At 70.8% G+C, this 18081-nt stretch carries 15 protein-coding genes and 1 pseudogene; 12 read left to right on the plus strand and 4 right to left on the minus strand.

From position 1 onward, the window contains the following. Window positions 1-8 precede the first annotated feature (8 nt). Both ACYQ77_RS16810 and ACYQ77_RS16815 read right to left on the minus strand, forming a co-directional pair. Window positions 9-3311 carry a TIM-barrel domain-containing protein gene (locus tag ACYQ77_RS16810; RefSeq protein WP_459712256.1) on the minus strand — a complete coding sequence of 1101 codons (3303 nt, stop codon included), beginning with the start codon at window positions 3309-3311 and terminating at the stop codon, window positions 9-11. A gap of 39 nt (window positions 3312-3350) precedes the next feature. Beyond that, a complete protein-coding gene (locus ACYQ77_RS16815; RefSeq protein ID WP_459712259.1) occupies window positions 3351-4571 on the minus strand; it encodes an ROK family protein in 1221 nt (406 codons plus the stop codon). Between the two features lie 133 nt (window positions 4572-4704). On the opposite strand from ACYQ77_RS16815, the gene ACYQ77_RS16820 reads away from it, so the two are divergent. The 6 genes from ACYQ77_RS16820 to ACYQ77_RS16845 are packed head-to-tail and all read left to right on the plus strand — an operon-like array spanning window position 4705 to window position 12140. Next, a complete protein-coding gene (locus tag ACYQ77_RS16820; RefSeq protein WP_459712261.1) occupies window positions 4705-5886 on the plus strand; it encodes an ROK family protein in 1182 nt (393 codons plus the stop codon). Further along, on the plus strand, window positions 5883-6821 hold the full coding sequence (locus tag ACYQ77_RS16825) for a carbohydrate ABC transporter permease (protein WP_459712264.1): 939 nt from the start codon (window positions 5883-5885) through the stop codon (window positions 6819-6821). The genes ACYQ77_RS16820 and ACYQ77_RS16825 overlap by 4 nt, the downstream gene beginning before the upstream one ends. Then, on the plus strand, window positions 6814-7617 hold the full coding sequence (locus ACYQ77_RS16830) for a carbohydrate ABC transporter permease (protein WP_459712266.1): 804 nt from the start codon (window positions 6814-6816) through the stop codon (window positions 7615-7617). Before ACYQ77_RS16825 ends, ACYQ77_RS16830 begins: the two co-directional genes overlap by 8 nt. Before the next feature lie 16 nt (window positions 7618-7633). Further along, window positions 7634-8881 carry an ABC transporter substrate-binding protein gene (locus tag ACYQ77_RS16835; protein WP_459712269.1) on the plus strand — a complete coding sequence of 416 codons (1248 nt, stop codon included), beginning with the start codon at window positions 7634-7636 and terminating at the stop codon, window positions 8879-8881. Window positions 8882-8886: 5 nt separating this feature from the next. Further along, window positions 8887-9993, plus strand: a complete 1107-nt coding sequence (locus tag ACYQ77_RS16840) for a glycoside hydrolase family 15 protein (RefSeq protein WP_459712271.1) — start codon at window positions 8887-8889, stop codon at window positions 9991-9993. Further along, window positions 9990-12140: a glycoside hydrolase family 31 protein gene (locus ACYQ77_RS16845; protein WP_459712274.1), complete on the plus strand. Its 2151-nt coding sequence runs from the start codon at window positions 9990-9992 to the stop codon at window positions 12138-12140. The genes ACYQ77_RS16840 and ACYQ77_RS16845 overlap by 4 nt, the downstream gene beginning before the upstream one ends. 102 nt (window positions 12141-12242) lie before the next feature. Here ACYQ77_RS16845 and ACYQ77_RS16850 read toward each other — a convergent pair whose 3' ends face one another. Then, the gene (locus ACYQ77_RS16850) at window positions 12243-12821 is read right to left on the minus strand and encodes a helix-turn-helix domain-containing protein (protein WP_459712276.1); all 579 of its coding nucleotides are present in this window, start codon (window positions 12819-12821) and stop codon (window positions 12243-12245) included. A 69-nt stretch (window positions 12822-12890) separates the two neighbouring features. Between ACYQ77_RS16850 and ACYQ77_RS16855 the strand changes: the two genes are divergently transcribed. From ACYQ77_RS16855 to ACYQ77_RS16875, 5 genes and pseudogenes are all read left to right on the plus strand, one after another. Next, window positions 12891-13487, plus strand: coding sequence for a class I SAM-dependent methyltransferase (locus tag ACYQ77_RS16855; protein ID WP_459712279.1), 597 nt, complete (start codon window positions 12891-12893; stop codon window positions 13485-13487). Then, window positions 13487-13945, plus strand: a complete 459-nt coding sequence (locus ACYQ77_RS16860; protein WP_459712281.1) for a DinB family protein — start codon at window positions 13487-13489, stop codon at window positions 13943-13945. Before ACYQ77_RS16855 ends, ACYQ77_RS16860 begins: the two co-directional genes overlap by 1 nt. Window positions 13946-13969: 24 nt before the next feature. Further along, on the plus strand, window positions 13970-14308 hold the full coding sequence (locus tag ACYQ77_RS16865; protein WP_459712283.1) for a hypothetical protein: 339 nt from the start codon (window positions 13970-13972) through the stop codon (window positions 14306-14308). Between the two features lie 103 nt (window positions 14309-14411). Continuing rightward, on the plus strand, window positions 14412-14795 hold the full coding sequence (locus ACYQ77_RS16870; RefSeq protein ID WP_459712285.1) for a hypothetical protein: 384 nt from the start codon (window positions 14412-14414) through the stop codon (window positions 14793-14795). 47 nt (window positions 14796-14842) lie between these two features. Then, a pseudogene (locus ACYQ77_RS16875) lies at window positions 14843-15724 on the plus strand (IS5 family transposase). 28 nt (window positions 15725-15752) lie between these two features. Here ACYQ77_RS16875 and ACYQ77_RS16880 read toward each other — a convergent pair. Beyond that, window positions 15753-16630 (minus strand): IS5 family transposase gene (locus tag ACYQ77_RS16880; RefSeq protein WP_459712959.1). Its coding sequence is split into 2 segments (ribosomal slippage): window positions 15753-16240 and window positions 16240-16630, totalling 879 coding nucleotides; the frame shifts between segments, so codons are not numbered across the junction. A 230-nt stretch (window positions 16631-16860) separates the two neighbouring features. Here ACYQ77_RS16880 and ACYQ77_RS16885 point away from each other — a divergent pair. Further along, window positions 16861-18078, plus strand: coding sequence for a sulfite oxidase (locus ACYQ77_RS16885; protein ID WP_459712287.1), 1218 nt, complete (start codon window positions 16861-16863; stop codon window positions 18076-18078). The last annotated feature ends 3 nt before the right edge of the window (window positions 18079-18081 follow it).

The following is an 18081-nucleotide window of genomic DNA, read 5'->3' on the forward strand; positions in this document are numbered from 1 at the left end:
GGCTTGTCTCATGGTCTGGCCACCGTGATGTTGTCCAGGTTGATCGCGCCGGTGTTGCTCGCGTCGTACGACAACCGGATCGCGTGTTTGCCCGCCGTGAGGGACGTCGACAGCGTCGCCGTGCCCCACGTGTCCCAGTTGGCGGTCGCGGGCAGGGAGACCGTGCCCACGGACACGCCGTCCACGTAGACCGTCCGCGTGGCGGTGGCCCCGGAACCGTTGGCGTAGCGGAACTTGAGACTGTGCGTGCCGCTCACCGAGTTGACGTCGACCGTCACGGAGTCGCTGGACGTCGCGAACCCGTCCACGAAACCGGTGCCGGTGTAACCCGGGTGGTCGGTGTTGGTGGAGACGTTGACGTTGGTGCCGAACTCGGCCTCGTACGCGGCCTTGTCCACGCCGTTCAGCACGACCGACCGGGACGACGCGCTGCTCGGCAACTTCACGAACGTCAGCTGCTGCACCGGGTCCCAGTACCAGCCCTCGGTCGCCGCGGTCAGCGCCGCCACGGACGCGTACTGCGTCAGCGTCGTGCCGGACCGGGTCACCGAGGTCGGCTTGGTCGACGCGACCTGCAGCGTCGACGTCGTCGTGAGCGCCGGGACGCTCACCGTCGCGGTGTGCGTGCCGAACGACTCCGTCGAGGTGATCGTGCGGGTCGCGTTCGCCGAGTCCTCGAAGTAGTCGTAGCTCGACGTGCCGGACGGGTAGATCCGGAACGTCAGGTTCGGGTAGCTGGTGACGCTGTTCCCGATGGTGCCGCCCAGCTGGTAGTTCGCGTTCAGGTTCAGCGGCACGATCGCGCCCGCCTTGGCGTACACCGGGATCGAGTCGGTGCCCGCGAAGTACGTCTTCGTGCCCGGCCCCTGCGCGCGGCCGCCGTTCCAGAAGTCGTACCACTCACCGGCGGGCAGGTAGACGCTCTTGGACGTCGCGCCCTGCGTGGTGATCGGCGCGACCAGCAGCTGGCGGCCGAACATGTACTGCTGGTCCTGCGCGGCGGCGGTGGCGTCCGAGCCGTACTGGACGCTCATCGCCTGCATCATCGGCAGTCCGGTGTTCGCCGAGTTCCGCGCCTCCGTGTACAGGTACGGGATCAGGTTCATCCGCACGTTCGCGAACTTGCGGAACGTCGGGATCACGCTGGTGTCCCCGGTCCGGGCCTGCACGTTCCACGGCGTGCGGGCCTCGGACGGCGACGGGCTCGCCTTCTCCGAGTGGTACTGCATGATCGGCGAGAACGTGGCCATCGCGGTCGACCGCAGGTACAGCTCGCTGCTCGGGAAGCTGCCGGTGAACCCGGCGAGGTCCCACGCCCAGAACGGCACACCCGACTGGCCCGCGGACAGGCCCGCGCGGACGGCCTCCTGGAACGCGCCGAACGTGGACGCCTGGTCACCCGCCCAGAAGATCGAGTTGCCCTGCGCGCCCGAGGTACCTGCCCGGCTGAACTGCACACCCGTGCCGCCGGTCTTGTTCTCGATGTAGGTGTCGTAGGCGCCGGTGTACAGGTTCGGGTAGAGGTTGTGCAGCTCGTCGCCCTTGCGGCCGTCGGCCGCGGTGACGCCCCGGCCGAACACGGCCTCGCTGCCGTCGGTCTTGAACCCGTCGATGCCCACGTCGTCGAACAGGTACGCGCGCTTCGACATCCACCAGTTCGTCGCGGCGGTGCTGGTGAAGTCCGGCACCGTGCTGTCGCCGAACCACTGCCCGGTCGGCACGCGGTACGGCCCGCCGGCGCCGTCACCGAGCACGTAGCCCTGCGCGACGGCGTAGTCGCGGTCGTTGACGTGCTGCTGCGGCGCCGTTGGCGGGTTGGTGTCGAAGTTCTGCTTCAGCACCGGGATCTGCCAGAGGATCACCTTGATGTTCTGGTTGTGCGCGGCGGTGACCATGGCCTTCGGGTCGGTCCACGCGGTGCCCGGCGGGAACGTGAGGTCCGCGTAGGACAGTGCCTGGCTGCCTGGTTTCGGCGTGTAGGTCGCGCCGTGCCACAGGTAGAACGTGGCCTCGTCGCTCCACTGTTCGAGCACCATGGCCGAGTGCGGGATGTTGTTGGTGGTGACGTTGTTCAGCTCCGCCATCACCTCGGCCTGCGTGTTCCACTCGTTGGCCGACATCCACAGCCCGAACGCCCACTTCGGCGGCAGCTCGGGCCGCGCGGTGGTGGCGGTGTAGTCGTCGAGGATCTCCGCGCGGGAGCCGGTGTAGAAGTAGTAGTCGGCGGTCGAGTTCAGCGCACCCGAGGTGTCGACGGTGAACCCGGCCATGTCGGACAGGTGCGTCGCGAGGTTGAACACCGAGTACCGGGTGCTCGGCAGGTAGACGCCGTAGCCGGCGGAGTTGGTGAAGAACGGCACCGACAGGTACGTGCGGTGCGTCGAACCCTGGTCCTGGTACTGGTTGTAGACGTAGTTGTGCACGTCCCGGCCGCGCTGGTTCAGCCCGTCGTAGCGCTCGCCGAAGCCCTCGAACCGCTCCCCGGACGGGGTGTACCAGTGGTCCTCGATCTTGGTGACCGTGGTGGCGCCGTCGCTCGCCCAGCCGACGTTGCGGAACGTCGCCGGGTCGTACTGGCGGGCGATCAACGTGGTCCCGTCGGCCTTGTAGACCGCGACCCGGTACGGGTTCTTCTGGATCTTCACCTGCAGCCCGGACGTGGCCAGCGTCAGCGTCGAGGTGCTGTCGGTGACCGTGTAGGACGACGAGCCGGTGATGTTCGGGCCGCTGCCGGAGGGTGCGATCTGCGTGCGGAACCGGTCCGCGGCCGGGAAGGCGAAGCGGATCTTCGGGGTGAAGCTGCCCGCGGTGTCGCCGGTGGTCACGTCCACGGACGTGCCGTTGTTGACGAACCCGGTCACGTTGGACGGTCCGCTCCAGGACGTGACGGTGAACGAGAACGGGCCGATCGTCCGCTCGCCCGCACCGTCCACATTGGCGCGCACGGTGTAGGTGATCTTGTCACCGCGCACGAAGCTGCCCATGTTGAGCGTCCAGTACGTGTTGTTGCCGCTGTTGTAGTCCCACGCGGCGCCGATCGGGGTCTGGTTGACGCCGTTCTTCGTCCACGTGATCCACACGGTCTGGCCGGAGGACACCGGCCACGTGGTCGTCTTCAGCACGACGTTCTGCCCGGCCATCGGGTCGCGCGGCGCGCGTTCGGTCGGCTGCGTGCCGTACAGCTCGTCGAACCCGTACGGCGCGTGGTACACGCCAGAGAGCACCCCGGCCGACGCCACCGGTGCGGTGACGACGCCGAGTACGAGGACCGCGACGGCCAGGAACACCCCGGCCCGCCAGCGTTTCACCATGATTGACCGCATTTCTCCCGGCCGGTGCCGGGGTCCGCGTCAGCCCCGGGTCACGAGCGACGGGCGGCCTGCCTCGTCGCGCCGCAGGTTGGGCTGGAACAGCTCACCGAGGAAGAGGCCGGCCGCACCCTGCGCCCACGCCTCGTCGTCCCAGGTGTCCACGACGGTCTCCAGGTCGTGGCGGAGACCGGCGAACACCGCCAGCGACAACGCCCGGTCGAACTCCGGCCGGAAGAGGTCGCTGTGCCGCGTTCCCTCGCCGGCCAGGACGACCAGCGCGGGGTTGAGGAGGTTGACCAGGTTGCCGACCGCCGTGCCGAGCAGGCGCCCGGCGGTCGCGAAGATCGTTGCCAGCGCGGCGTTCCCGGCTCGTGCCGCGTCCGCCGCCTCGTCCAGGTCGACGTCGCGGCCGAGTGCCGCGGTGGCTTGCGCACGCAACGCCGGTTCGCCGACGAGTGCTTCCAGGCAGCCGCGGCCACCGCACGCGCACTCCGGTCCGTCGGCCACCTTCGTGTGGCCGAACTCGCCCGCGCCGCCGCCCGCGCCGCGGTAGAGCCTGCCGTCGAGCACGAGCCCGAGGCCGACGCCGCGACCGATCGAGACCACCGCGACGTCGTCGACGCCTCGCGCGGCGCCGAACCACTTCTCGTTGGCCACCAGGGTGTTCACGTCGTTGTCGACCACCACCGGCAGCCCGGTGGCCGTGCTCAGCAGCCCGGCCAGGTCGACGTCGTGCCAGTCCGCGTAGGTCGCGTGCCGGACCACCCCGCTGGTCCGGTCCACGACACCCGCGAGACCGACACCCGCGCCGTGCACGGGCCGCCCGCCCGCCGCGTCCCGCAGTCTGCCGACCGCGTCCCGCACGGCCGCCACCACGGTGTCCACAGCGGTGTCGGCGACCGTCGTGACGTCCCGCGCCACGATCGTCGCGTCGAGGTCGGTGAGCACCGCGACCACCCGGGTCTCGGTGAGCTTGACGCCCACCGCGTACCCGGCGTCGGGCCGCAGCGCCAGCAGGACCGGGCGCCGCCCGCCGCCGGAACGGCCCGTGGCGCGTTCCTCGACCACCCCGCTCGACAGCAGCTCCGCCACGATCTCGGAGATCGTCGGCAGGGACAGCCCGGTGCGTTTCGCCAGGTCGGTACGGGACTGCAGGGGCGTGGTCCGCAGCTCGCCCAGCACGAGCGCGGCGTTGATCTCGCGGATCAACGCCTTGCTCCCTGCGCGGGCCACGGCCATGGGCACCCTTACTAAGGTCACCGAAGAAAGTACGTTGCATCGAGATTAACCCGCACGTGGGCGCCGGACAATCGACCGAACGGAGGCGCTTGACATCGGTCGGGCGGAGGCTTAGTTTGCCACTAATTTTAGTGCTGAACTAAGGCGGAACCTCGTGGTCAACGTGTCCGGGCCGACTCCCCGCGGCGAACTGGTGCCGTCCGGGATCCTCGGGTTGCTCGGCACCCAGGGCCCGACGTCACGCGCGGCGATCGCCCGGTCACTCGGCCTCTCCCCCGCGACCGTCACCCAGGTGACCAAGGACCTCCTGTCCCGCGGCCTGATCGAGGAGCTGGCGTCCGTGCCGTCCCGCGGCGGCCGCCCCGCGACGCTGCTCGGCCTGGTCGAGCGGACCGGCGTCGCGCTGGGCGCGAAGGTGACCGCCGACCACGTCGCGCTGGTCGCGGTGGAGCTGGACGGCTCGGTCCGCAGTGCGACCACGCACCCCGTCGACCCGCGCGACCGGGACGCGATCGGCGACATCCTCGCCGCCGCGCTCGACGACACCGTACTCGGCGTCGGGGTCGGCGTGCCGGGCTCGGTGGACGCGCAGGCGTCCGGGGTGGTCGACGCGCCGACGCTCGGCTGGCAGGACGTCAAGCTCGGGCACGCGCTGCGCACCCGGCTCGGTGTGCCCGTGCTGGTGGACAACGACGTGAACACGCTCGCCGCGGCGGAACGCCTGTACGGGGTGGGCCGCGAGCACTCCTCCTACCTGGTCGTGACGATCGGCCGGGGTGTCGGCTGCGGCATCGTCATCGACGGCTCGATCTACCGGGGCGCCGCCGGTGGCGCCGGGGAGATCGGCCACATCCCGGTCAGCGAGGACGGCCCGCGCTGCGGCTGCGGCGCGACGGGCTGCCTGGAGGCCTACATCGGATCGGCCGGGCTGCTGCGTGCGGCCAGGGCCCAGGGCGTGGTCGGGGCGCGCGGCAGGCTGGCGACGCTGCCGAAGGCGGCCCGCGACGGCGACCCGGTGGCCCGCAGCGTCTACGCCGAGGCGGGCAGGCTGCTCGGCCGCGCGCTCGCCGGGATCGTGCACACGGTCGACCCCGAGGTGGTGGTGCTGATGGGAGAAGGCGTCGACGAGTGGGAGTTCTGGCGGCCCGGGTTCGAGCCCGCGCTGCGGGCCTGCCTGCTCCCCGCCCGCCGCGAGCTGCCGGTCGTGGTCGAGCCGTGGACCGAGGACCAGTGGGCGCGCGGTGCCGCGTCGCTGGTGCTGGCGTCGCTGTTCGACTCCGCGGGCGGCGAGCAGAGCCGCATGGTCCGCGACCGGCTCGGGACCGGTGCCCGATGACCGTCGTGCAGACCAGACCCGTCACGGCCACTCCCCCGGCGGCCCGCCGCGCGAAGCCCCGCCGCAGGCCGTGGCGGCACTACGGCTGGGTGCTGTTCTTCCTGCTGCCCAGCGCGGTGCCGCTGGTGCTGTTCACGATCGTGCCGATGGTCTCCTCGATCTGGGTGAGCCTGCACGAGTGGAACCTGATCTCCCCGATGCGCTGGGTCGGGTTCGCCAACTACGGGGCGCTGCTGTCCGACCCGGCCACCGGCAAGGTCTTCCTGCACACGCTGCTGTACGTGGCGGGCTACCTGCCGCTGGTGTACGTCGGCGGGCTCGGGCTCGCGCTGGCGCTCAACCGGAAGCTGAAGGGCCGCGCGTTCCTGCGTGCCACCTACTTCCTGCCGGTCGTCACCTCCTGGGTGGTCGTGGCGCTGGTGTGGAAGTGGCTGCTCAACCCGTCGAACGGCCTGGTCAACAAGGTGCTGGGGTTCTTCGGCCTCGGGCAGCCGGGCTGGTGGACCGACCCGGACTGGGCGCTGGTCTCGGTGATCCTGGCGTCCGCGTGGAAGGACCTCGGCTTCGTCATGGTGATCCTGCTGGCCGGGCTGCAGGCGATCCCGAAGGACCTCCTGGAGGCCGCGGTCGTGGACGGCGCGTCCGCGTGGCAGCGGTTCTGGCGGATCACGCTCCCGCTCCTGACCCCCTCGACCTTCTTCGTGGTGGTCATCTCGCTGATCAACGGGTTCCAGGTGTTCGACCAGGTGTACGTGATGACCGGCGGCGGACCGGGCGGTGCGAGCCAGGTGGTGGTCGGCCAGATCTACGACCTCACGTTCCGGTACGGCCGCGCGGGTGAGGCGTCCGCGCTGTCGTGGCTGCTGTTCGCCGTCATCCTCGTGATCACCGTCGTCCAGATCCGCGGCCAGCGCAGGTGGGTGCACTATGCGTAGAGCGTTGCTGTACCTGAGCGTCCTCGTGGGCGCGGCCGTGATGCTGTTCCCGTTCCTGTGGACGGTGATCACGTCGATCACGCCGGAGGGTTCGCTCGCCGACGGGCCGACGCTGCTCGTCTCCGACCCGACGCTGGACGCCTACCGGACGCTGCTCGACGCCGTGCCGATGTGGCGGATCATGCTGAACTCGTTCGGCATCGCGATCGCCGCCACCGCACTGCAGCTCGTCACCGGCGCCATGGCCGCCTACGCGTTCGCGCGCCTGTCCTTCCCCGGCAAGAACGCCGTGTTCGGCCTGTACCTCGCGACGCTCATGGTGCCGCTGCAGGTGCTGGTCGTGCCGCTGTTCATCGAGATGAAGACGTTCGGCCTGCAGGACACGTACTTCGCGCTGCTGGCACCGGGCATCGCGTCCGCGTTCGGGGTGTTCCTGCTGCGCCAGGCCGTCGCCGGCGTGCCCACCGAGCTGGACGAGGCGGCCACCCTCGACGGCGCCGGGCACCTGCGGATCTTCACGCTGATCGTGCTGCCGCTGATCCGGCCCACGCTCGCCACCGTCGCCGTGTTCGCGTTCATGGCGAGCTGGAACAGCTTCCTGTGGCCGCTGGTCGTGATCCGCTCGCCGGAGTTCATGACGCTGCCGCTCGGCCTCTCGACCCTGCACGGGCAGTTCACCACGCAGTGGGACGTCGTCATGGCGGGTTCCGTCCTGTCGATCGTCCCGATCGCCGTGGTCTACCTCCTCGCCCAACGCCACATCATCGCCGGCATCGCACACACCGGCATCAAGTGAAAGGATCCACCCGCTCATGAGACTTCGGACCGCCGCCGCCGGCGTCGGCGTGCTCGCACTCGCCCTGTCCGCGTGCTCGCAGGGCTCGGCCACCAACCCGGGCACCTCCGAGGACGGCAAGACCGTCGTGCGCTACATGAACTTCTCGGCCAACGACGGCCACGAGAAGGACCTGGACGCGATCGTCGCCGCGTTCGAGAAGGAGAACGGCGACATCGACGTGCAGGTCGAGACCGTGCCGTACGCGGACTACTTCACCAAGCTGCAGACGGCGGTCGCGGGCGGCACCGCGCCGGACACGTTCGAGCTGAACTACGAGAACTTCGTGACCTACGCCAAGAACGGCTCGCTCGCCGAGCTGTCCGGTGTGGACAAGGGCGCGTACCAGAAGGCGCTCGTCGACGCGTACGCCTCGGACGGCAAGCAGTACGGTCTGCCCTCCTCGTTCTCCAACGTCGTGCTGTTCTACAACAAGACGTTGTTCGAGCAGAAGGGCGTCGACCTGCCGACCGCGGACTGGACGTGGGCGGACGAGCAGGCCGCCGCGCAGAAGCTGACCGACAAGAAGGCCGGCGTGTGGGGCGACTACCAGCCGGTGACGTACAACGAGTTCTACAAGGCGCTCGCGCAGACCGGCGGCGAGTTCCTGTCGGCGGACGGCAAGAAGGCCACGTTCGACTCGCCGGCGGGCGTGAAGGCCGCGAACTGGCTCATCGGCAAGAGTGGCACCACCATGCCGACGGAGGCCGACGGCGCGGGCACCCCGGACTTCGACTCGAAGCTGTTCGCCGACGGCAAGCTCGCCATGTGGCACTCGGGCATCTGGATGTTCGGCGCGCTGGCCGACGCGACGTTCGAGTGGGACGTGGTGGTCGAGCCGGGTGACACCACCAAGGCGTCCGCGATGTTCGTCAACGGGGTCGTGGCCTCCGCCGCCACGAAGAACAAGGACGCGGCCCAGAAGTGGCTGACGTTCCTCACCTCGTCGGACACCACGACGAAGACGCGCCTCGACACGTCGTGGGAGCTGCCGACGATCGCCGACCAGAGCAAGCTGTCGTCCTACCTCGACCAGCCGAAGCCCGCGAACCGGCAGGCCGTGTTCGACTCGCTCGAGGCGAGCGTGCTGCCGCCGGTGATCGAGCGCCAGCAGGAGATGCAGGACGCGGTGACCAAGGAGCTGACCGAGGCGGCCGCAGGCCGCAAGCCCGTCGCCCAGGCGCTGAAGGACGCGCAGGCCGCCGTCAACGGGCTGCTCGGCTGATGTCGATGGAACTCTCGGAACCGGTCACCCTCACCGACCTCGCCCGCCGCAGTCACGAGGTGATCACCCGGTACCAGGACGATGGCGGCGCCTACCCGGCGTCGCCGACGTTCTCGGCCTACCGCGGCTTCGCGTGGCTGCGGGACGGGTCGTTCACCGCGGAGGGCATCTCCCGGTACGGCGACGTCGGCTCGGCGAACCGGTTCCACGACTGGGCGGCGGGCGTGCTCGCCCGCCGCCGGTCCGAAGTGGACGCGCTGGTGGCGGAACGCGCGGCGGGCACGCTGCCGCCGGTCGAGCGGATGCTGCCGACCCGGTTCACGTTCACCGGCGAGAACGGCTCCGACCCGTGGTGGGACTTCCAGACCGACGGCTACGGCATGTGGCTGTGGTCCGCGGTCACCCACGCGCGGCGGCACGGCATCGACCCGGCGCACTGGCGCACCGGGTTCGAGGTCGCGGTCGACTACCTGCTCACCAGCTGGGACCGGCCGTGCTACGACTGGTGGGAGGAGCACGTCGAACAGCGGCACACCTCCACCCTCGGCGCGATCCACGGCGGGCTCGTCGCGGTCGCGGACGCGCTCGACCCTGACCGCAAGGCGGCTGCGCTGCGGACCGCGGCGGAGATCAAGGCCCTCGTGCTCGCCGAAGGCGTGACCGACGGCCACCTCGCCAAGTGGTTCGGGTCGTCCGCTGTGGACGGTTCGCTCCCGTCGTGCGTGGTGCCGTTCGGGCTCGTGGACGGCGAACTCGCCGACGCGACCCTGGCCGCGGTGGCCGCCGACCTGGACGTCGACGGCGGCGTGCACCGGTTCACCGCGGACGTGTTCTACGGCGGTGGCCAGTGGCCGCTGCTGTCGGCGCTGCTCGGCTGGAACCTCGCCGCCCGGGGCGACCGCGAGGGCGCCATGCGGCACCTGCGGTGGATCGCCGCGCAGGCCACCGCCGACGGTGAGCTGCCCGAGCAGGTGCCGCACCACCTGTGCCACCCCGCCACCCGCGACGAGTGGGTGGCGCGCTGGGGCCCGGTCGCGACGCCGCTGCTGTGGTCCCACGGCATGTACCTGATCCTGGCCGACGAACTGGGCCTGTTGGAAGGGACGGCATGATCACCCACCGCCCGCACGGCGTCGAGCACCCGTACGCCACCTCACCCGACCAGCGGGTACCCGTGCTGCCGCTGCTCGGCGCGCCGGTACGGATCGGCGTGCTGTCCGACGCCGACGCGGTCACGTGCGAGTTCGACGGCGTGCCGCTGCCGATGACGCGGGCGGTCGCGCCCGCCGAGGACGCGGCCGCGCTCGCGGGCGGTGACGGGCACCTGTCCGCCGCGCAGGCGGGTGCGCTCGGCGGCGAGGGCGGCTGGGCGGTCGACACTCCCCCGCTGACCGAGGACCGCCACTACCGCTACCGGTTCCACGCCGGCACCGAGGTCACGGACTGGTTCGAGGTCGCGCCCGCGCGGTGGACGAGCGAACCGGTGGGCGCGGTCACCGGCGAGCTGGTGTCCGATGTGGAGTGGCTGGTGTCCGCGGACGGCGTGCACCGGGCCAGGTTCCGGCTGCCGCTCGCCGACGGCGAGCACGTGGTGGGCTTCGGCGAGCGGTACGACGCGGTCGACCAGCGCGGCAAGCGGCTCGACGCGGTGGTGTTCGAGCAGTACAAGGCGCAGGGCAAGCACGGCCGCACGTACCTGCCGATGCCGTTCGCGCACGTGGTCGGCGGGGCGGGCTGGGGCTTCCACGTCCGCACGGCCCGCCGCACCTGGTACGACGTCGGGGTGTCCACACCGGACGCGCTGACGGTCGAGGTGGCGCTGGGCGACAAGCCGGAGGTGGACCTGGCCGTCTACCACGGCACCCCGAACCAGGTGCTGACCGCGTTCCTGGACGAGGTCGGCCGCGCCGAGGAACTGCCCGAGTGGGTGCTGCGGCTGTGGGCGTCGGGCAACGAGTGGAACACCCAGGAGCTGGTGCTGTCCAGGATGGACACCCACCGGGACCTGGACATCCCGGTCGGCGTGGTCGTGATCGAGGCGTGGAGCGACGAGGAAGGCATCATGATCTTCCGCGACGCCGAGTACGCGGTCACCGAGGACGGCGGCCCGCACCGCGCGGACGACTTCACGTTCACCGGCGCGTGGCCGGACCCGAAGGCCATGATCGCCGACCTGCACTCGCGGGGCATCAAGGTGGTCCTGTGGCAGATCCCGTTGCTCAAAACGGATCCCGGCCTGGGCGCGCAGGTGCGGGCGGACGCGGCGGCCATGGTCCGCGAGGGCCACGCCGTGCTGGAGGCCGACGGGACGCCGTACCACAACCGCGGCTGGTGGTTCCCGAAGGCGCTCATGCCGGACCTGTCGGTCGAGCGGACCCGCGAGTGGTGGACCGCGAAGCGCCGTTACCTGGTCGAGGACCTGGACGTGGACGGCTTCAAGACCGACGGCGGCGAGCACGCGTGGGGCCACGACCTGCGCTACGCCGACGGCAGGCGCGGCGACGAGGGCAACAACCTGTTCCCGGTGCACTACGCGAAGACGTTCGGCGATCTGTTGCGGGCCCACGGCAAGGCGCCGGTCACGTTCTCCCGCGCGGGTTTCACCGGTTCGCAGGCACACGGCGTGTTCTGGGCCGGTGACGAGGACTCGACGTGGGAGGCGTTCCGGTCGTCGGTCACGGCGGGCCTGACCGCGGCGTCGTGCGGCATCGTGTACTGGGGCTGGGACCTCGCCGGGTTCTCGGGCCCGGTGCCGGACGCGGAGCTGTACCTGCGGGCCACGGCGGCGTCGACGTTCATGCCGATCATGCAGTACCACTCGGAGTTCAACCACCACCGCACGCCGCTGCGCGACCGGACCCCGTGGCACGTGGCGGAGACGACGGGCGACGAGCGGGTCGTGCCGGTGTTCCGCCGCTACGCCGTGCTGCGCGAGCAGCTGCTGCCGTACCTGGCCGAACAGGCCAGGATCGCGGTGACGACGGACCGCCCGCTGATGCGACCGCTGTTCTTCGACCACGCCGATCCCGCTGTCTGGGCACACCCGCTGCAGTACCAGCTGGGCGACGACCTGCTCGTCAACCCCGTCACCGAACCGGGCGCGACGGAGTGGACGACGTACCTGCCGGGCGGCGAGTGGGTGGACGTGTGGACCGGCGAGCGGGTGTCGGGCACGGTCACCAGGCCGGTCCCGCTGGACGTGGTGCCGGTCTACTGCCGTGCCGAGGCCTGGGCCGAGCGCGCCGCGTTGTTCAGCTGAGGCCGGCCTGCACGGCGATCAGCTGGTTCCCTGCCCGGTGGTGCACGCGATGTGGTCGGACATGCCCGCCCCTTCCCCTGCCCGCCGGATCGGCGGGGTCGCTCACCCGGTGCGCGGGCGGACGTGGACGCGTTCGCCGTGCAGGCCGAAGAGGATCAGCAGTTCGACCGCGCGGCCGTCGGCGGTGCCGAGCCAGTGCGGCTGCGTGGTGTCGAACTCCGCGGCCTCCCCGGCCGGGACCACCAGGTCCCGGTCACCCACCACGAGCCGCAGCCGTCCATTCAGGACGTACAGCCACTCGTGGCCGCTGTGGGTCTGCGGCGTGGGCTCCGCCGGGGTGTCGCGGCTCGGGATCAGCATCTTGTACGCCTGCACGCCGCCGGGTCTGCGGGAGAGCGGGATGAACGTCATGCCGTGCCGGTGTACCGGCCGCAGGTGGACGCGGGGGTCACCGACACGCGGCGCGCCGACGAGGTCGTCGAGCGGCACGTCGTAGACGGTGGCCAGCGGCAGCAGCAGCTCCAGGTTGGGCCGCCGCTGCCCGCTTTCCAGGCGGGACAGGGTGCTCTCGGAGATCCCCGTCTCCGCCGAGACCTGCGCCAGGGTCACGCCGCGCTGCCTGCGCACCGCCCGCAGCCTCGGCCCGACCTCGTCCAGCACGCCATCGATCTCCGCACGCATGCCGTCCAGTCTTGCCGATCCGGCAAGTTCACGTGCCACCCGGAACCGCTCCGGGCCATCGTGGCCTGCGTGGAGAACAGTTTCTGGGACGAGCAGTACCGCCTCCCCCGGCCCGTCCGGGTGAACGTCGTGCTGGCCGGGATCGTGGCGGACCTGCCGCCGGGCACCGCGCTGGACCTGGGCTGCGGAGGCGGCGGCGACGCGCTCTGGCTCGCGGAGCACGGGTGGCGGGTGACCGCGGTGGACATCTCGGCCACCGCCGTGCGCCGCCTGGCGGAGGCCGCGCGGGACCTGCCGGTGACCGCCGTCCGCGTCGACCTGGCGGCGGACTTCCCCGACGGCACCTTCGACCTGGTGTCCGCGCAGTACCTGCACACACCGTTCGACCTGCCCCGGGTCCGGGTGCTGCGCACCGCGGCGCACGCGCTGAACCCCGGCGGCCGGCTGGTGGTCGTGGACCACGGCTCGACGGCGCCGTGGTCCTGGCAGCAGGATCCGGACGTGCACTACCCGACGCCGGACGAGGTGTACGCGTCGCTGGCCCTCGACCCGGCCGGGTGGTCCGTCGAACACGCGGACATGCCCCGCCGGGAGGCGGCGGGGCCGGACGGCCGGACCGCGACGGTCGTCGACAACGTGCTGGTCGTCCGCCGGGCGGTGGCGTGATGGGCCGCCGCGACACCGGCCCGCCGAGGACGGGCCCCGGGGAGAAGGACGTGCTGGTGGGCTTCCTCGACTACCTCCGCACCGCGGTCGCCGCCAAGGCGGAGGGGGTCCCGGAACCCGGTGTCCGCACGGCCGGGGTGCCGTCGGGCACGAACCTGCTGGGCCTGGTCAAGCACCTCACGCACGTGGAACGCCACTGGCTGCTCGGCGAGCGGGTCACCGACTGGCAGGCCACGTTCCACCCCGCGCCCGACGAGAGCGCCGAGCAGCTCCTCGCCGCCTACCGCGCGACCACCGCGCTGACGAACGAGGTGATCGCCGCGTGCCCCGACCTCGAGGCGCCGGGCCCGCGCGCGACGCTGCGGTGGACGCTCACCCACATGATCGAGGAGACCGCCCGCCACGCGGGCCACGCGGACATCCTGCGCGAACTCCTCGACGGCAGGACGGGCCGCTGAACCGTGCCGCAGAATGGCACCACCATGGGGATCGAGATCGAGCTGCACCGCGGGCGGCCGGCGGTGCCGAACCGGAAGGCGTCGCGGAGCACGTTGCTGCGCGGGTCGTACGACCACGGCGAGGCGCTGGCGCGGCTGCTGTCGGCGCTGCCACCGGACGGCGGGACGACGCTGCCGGCGGTGGACCCGTACGGCGACACCGTCCTCGACCAGCGGGAAGCCGACGCCGCGCTGCGCGACGAGCCCGCCCTCCGCCGCCTGTGCGCCACGGACCGCGACACCGCCGCCGTCGACGACCTCGTCGCCATGCTCCGCACGTGCGCGACCACCCCGGACGGCCACCTCTGGTTCATGGGCGACTGACCGGGCGCCGCGACCGGCAATTGCGCCGCACTTTTCGCCCGCGGGCACCGGAAGATCGCCCGCGGGGCGATATGGTCGCGGAAACGACGACACTGGGGGTTGGATGAACGAGTACGAGAGCGCTCCCGCGACGAGACGGCCGGGCGTGGTGACGGCGGCCGCGGTGCTGCTCTACGTCTTCGGCGGGTTCAGCATCATCGCCGCGATGATCCTGTTCGGTTCCGGCCTGGTGACGACCGGGCTCGGCACCGCGCTGACCTTGTTCGTGCTCGCCCTGGCCATCACGTACCTGGTGCTCGCGACCATGATCCTGGGTGGCAGCAACGGCGCCAGGGTCACCACGATCGTGCTGCTGTCGGTCAGCGTCGCGCTCAACCTGATCAGTTTCGACAGCGGTTCCGTGGTCTCCATCGGTCTCGCGCTGCTGGTGATCGGTCTGCTCGCCTGGAACCGGGACGCCCAGGCGTACTTCGCCGTGCGCCGCTAGGGAGCGTCCTCAAAGTGGGTGAGGTGGGCCTGGTTTGATCTTGTGTCGTGGTGCGTAGGCATGAGTTGACTGACGAGCAGTGGCAGGTCATTGAGCCCTTGTTGCCGGTCTCGGGTGCGAAGGGTCGTCCGCGGGTGGATGACCGGCGGGTCATCAACGGGATGCTCTACAAGTGCAAGACCGGGATCGCCTGGCGTGACCTGCCCGAACGGTATGGGTCGTGGAAGACGGTCTACAACCGGTTCTGGCGCTGGTCCCGCAACGGCACCCTGACCATGCTGGTCCGGAAGGTGCGGGTGATCGCGGAGGCGATCGACGAACTCGACCGGGAGGTGTCGGTCGATTCCTCGATCGTGCGTGCGCATCAGCATGCTGCGGGCGCCCGCCGTGCTACCACGGCTCACACAGGGGGCGAACGGGTTCTGGTACGGGCAAACCGAACCAGATGATCATGCTATCGGTCGGTCGCGTGGCGGACCCACCACCAAGGTCCACCTGGCCTGCGATGGACACGGTCGCCCATTGTCGGTGGTGCTGACCGGCGGGAACGTCAACGACTGCACCCGCTTCGTCCAGGTTATGGCCGGTGTCCAGTTCCAGCGATCAGGCCCGGGCAGACCGCGCACACGCCCGGACCGGGTGCTCGCGGACAAGGGCTACCCAGCAAAGCGATCCGCACCTACCTACGCAAACGCGGTATCCGGGCGACCATTCCCGAACGCCGCGACCAGCGCGCTAACCGCGCTCGCCGCGGCGCGAAGGGTGGCCGGCCGCCAGCCTTCGACCGTGTCGCCTACCGGCGCCGCAACATCGTCGAACGCTGCTTCCAACGACTCAAACAGTTCCGAGCAGTCGCTACCCGCTACGACAAGACGGCCCTGTCCTACCAAGCGATGATCGATCTGGCCACTCTCACCCTCTGGCTTTGAGGACACGCCCTAGAGCGTGTTTCGGATGTCATAGCCATTCGTTGATGGAGGCGATGATGAGGATGGCTTCGTAGCGGACGGCGAGTTTGTCGTAGCGGGTGGCGACGGCGCGGTTGCGTTTGAGGCGGTTGATGCCGCATTCCACGGCGTGGCGTTGCTTGTAGGTCTCGGGGTCGAACGCGGGAGGGCGTCCGCCACGGCTGCCTCGGTTCTTGCGGTGACGGATCTGGTCAGCGGGTTGTGGGATGGTGGCTGCGATGCCACGGTCACGCAGGTAGGCGCGGTTGGCGCGGGAGGAATAGGCGCGGTCGGCCAGCACCCGGTCCGGGGTTGTCCGGGGCCGGCCGCCGTGGGTGCGGGGCACCCGGATCTTGTCCAGCACGGCCCGGAACTGCGGGCTGTCGCCGCGCTGGCCCGCGGTCACCACCAGCGACAGCGGTTTCTGTCCCTGCTCAGCGGCCAGATGAGTCTTGGTGGTGAACCCGCCCCTCGACCTGCCCAACGCGTGATCGTCAGGTTCGGTGTCGATGCCGCCGGGCGGCTCAACCTGTAGATCCCCCTTTTCCTCGCGCCAGCCGCGTGCTGATGCGCCCGAGAGATCGTCGAATCGACGCTCACGTCCCAGCTGATCAACCCCACCGCGTCCGCGCGAGCCTGGAGTCCGGTCAAGATCCGTTTCCAGGTCCCGTCGCGCTGCCAACGCCGGAACAGACCGTAAACGGTCTGCCACGGCCCATACCCTGGCGGCAGATCCCGCCACGGAGCACCCACCCGCACCCGCCACCGGATCCCATTGATGAGCTGCCGCTTACTCCACCTCGGCGGACGTCCCGACTTCTTCCCGACAGGCAGCAACGGCTCCAGCACAGCCCACTGCGCGTCGGACAGATCCGCACGCCCCGTCACCGCTACGCTGGTCACGAGGTCTCCGGTAAACAGGTCTTCTTGGTCGTTGACCGATCTACCGGAGACCTCTCCTATTCGATCAACGACACGCCGACACCCTGACCACCAACCCGAACACCCAGCTCCCAGCTTTGAAACACGCGCTAGCCCGCTCCCACGGGGTGGGAAGGCACGCGTGCGCCCGCTCGCCCCGGCATGATCGGTGCCGGAAACGGCGAGAGGGCACGGGAATGGCTGAGCGCGACCTGACCGACGAAGCCACCTACGACCGGGTGCGGCTGGACCGGCGGACACTGCTGCGGATGGCCGCGGTCGCGACCGCGTCGGTGCCACTGTGGACACCGGGAACGGCGGGCGCCGAGCCGGGACCCATCGTGAAACCGTTGCCCGCGGACACGTTCGTCGTCCACGGCACCAACGCCGAGACGCGCTGGGAGGCGCTGGCCGACGTCGGCGACCTCGTGCCCGCAGGCCGGTTCTTCGTGCGCAACCACACGCGCACCCCGCTGCTGTCCGCGGACACGTGGCGCCTGCGGCTGTTCGGCACCGGCCTGCGTGGCACGCCGACGGCGGGCAACCCCGTCGAGTTCACCTACCAGGACCTGCTCGACCTGCCGGCGCGGACGATCACAGCCCGCATCGAGTGCGCGGGCAACGGCCGGAGTTTCTTCACGTCGCAACAGAACCAGACCGTTTCCGGCACCCCGTGGGGGCTGGGCGCGGTCGGCGTCGCACGCTGGCGCGGCGTGCCGCTGGCGGCCGTGCTCGACCGCGCCGGGCTGCGGCGCACCGCCGTCGACGTCCTCCCCCAGGGCCTCGACCCCCACTACGTCACCGGCGGCGTCGACCTGGGTCCGGTGCGCTGTCCGCTGCCGGTGGCCAAGGCGCTGAAGGACGTCCTGGTCGCCTACGAGATGAACGGCGAACCGCTGCCACCCGACCACGGCTTCCCGGTGCGGCTGGTCGTGCCCGACTGGATCGGCATCGCCTCCGTCAAGTGGCTCGGCAGCATCGAGGTGTCCGACACCCCGCTCACCTCGCCCTGGAACACCCAGTACTACCGGTTCTTCGGCCCCGGCTACCCGGCCGACGGCGAACCGCTCGGCCCGCAGAACACCAAGAGCGCCTTCGAACTGCCGTGGCACGCCACCCTCGCCGCCGGCCGCACGCACCACCTGACGGGCCGCTCGTGGTCCGGCACCGGCGGCGTGCGCCGCGTCGAGGTCAGCACGGACGGCCGCACCTGGCGGCCCGCGATCCCGCGCGGACACGACCGCACCGGCTGGTACCGCTGGTCGTTCCCCTGGCGCCCGTCCGGCACCGGCGCGTACACGCTGCGCGCCCGCGCCACCGACCGGACGGGCGTGCCCCAGCCCGCCGTCGCGCGGTACAACACGCAGGGGTACCTGTTCGGCGCCGTCGTCGACCACCCGGTCACGGTCGTCTGACCG

Source organism: Actinophytocola sp. KF-1, from assembly GCF_054661535.1.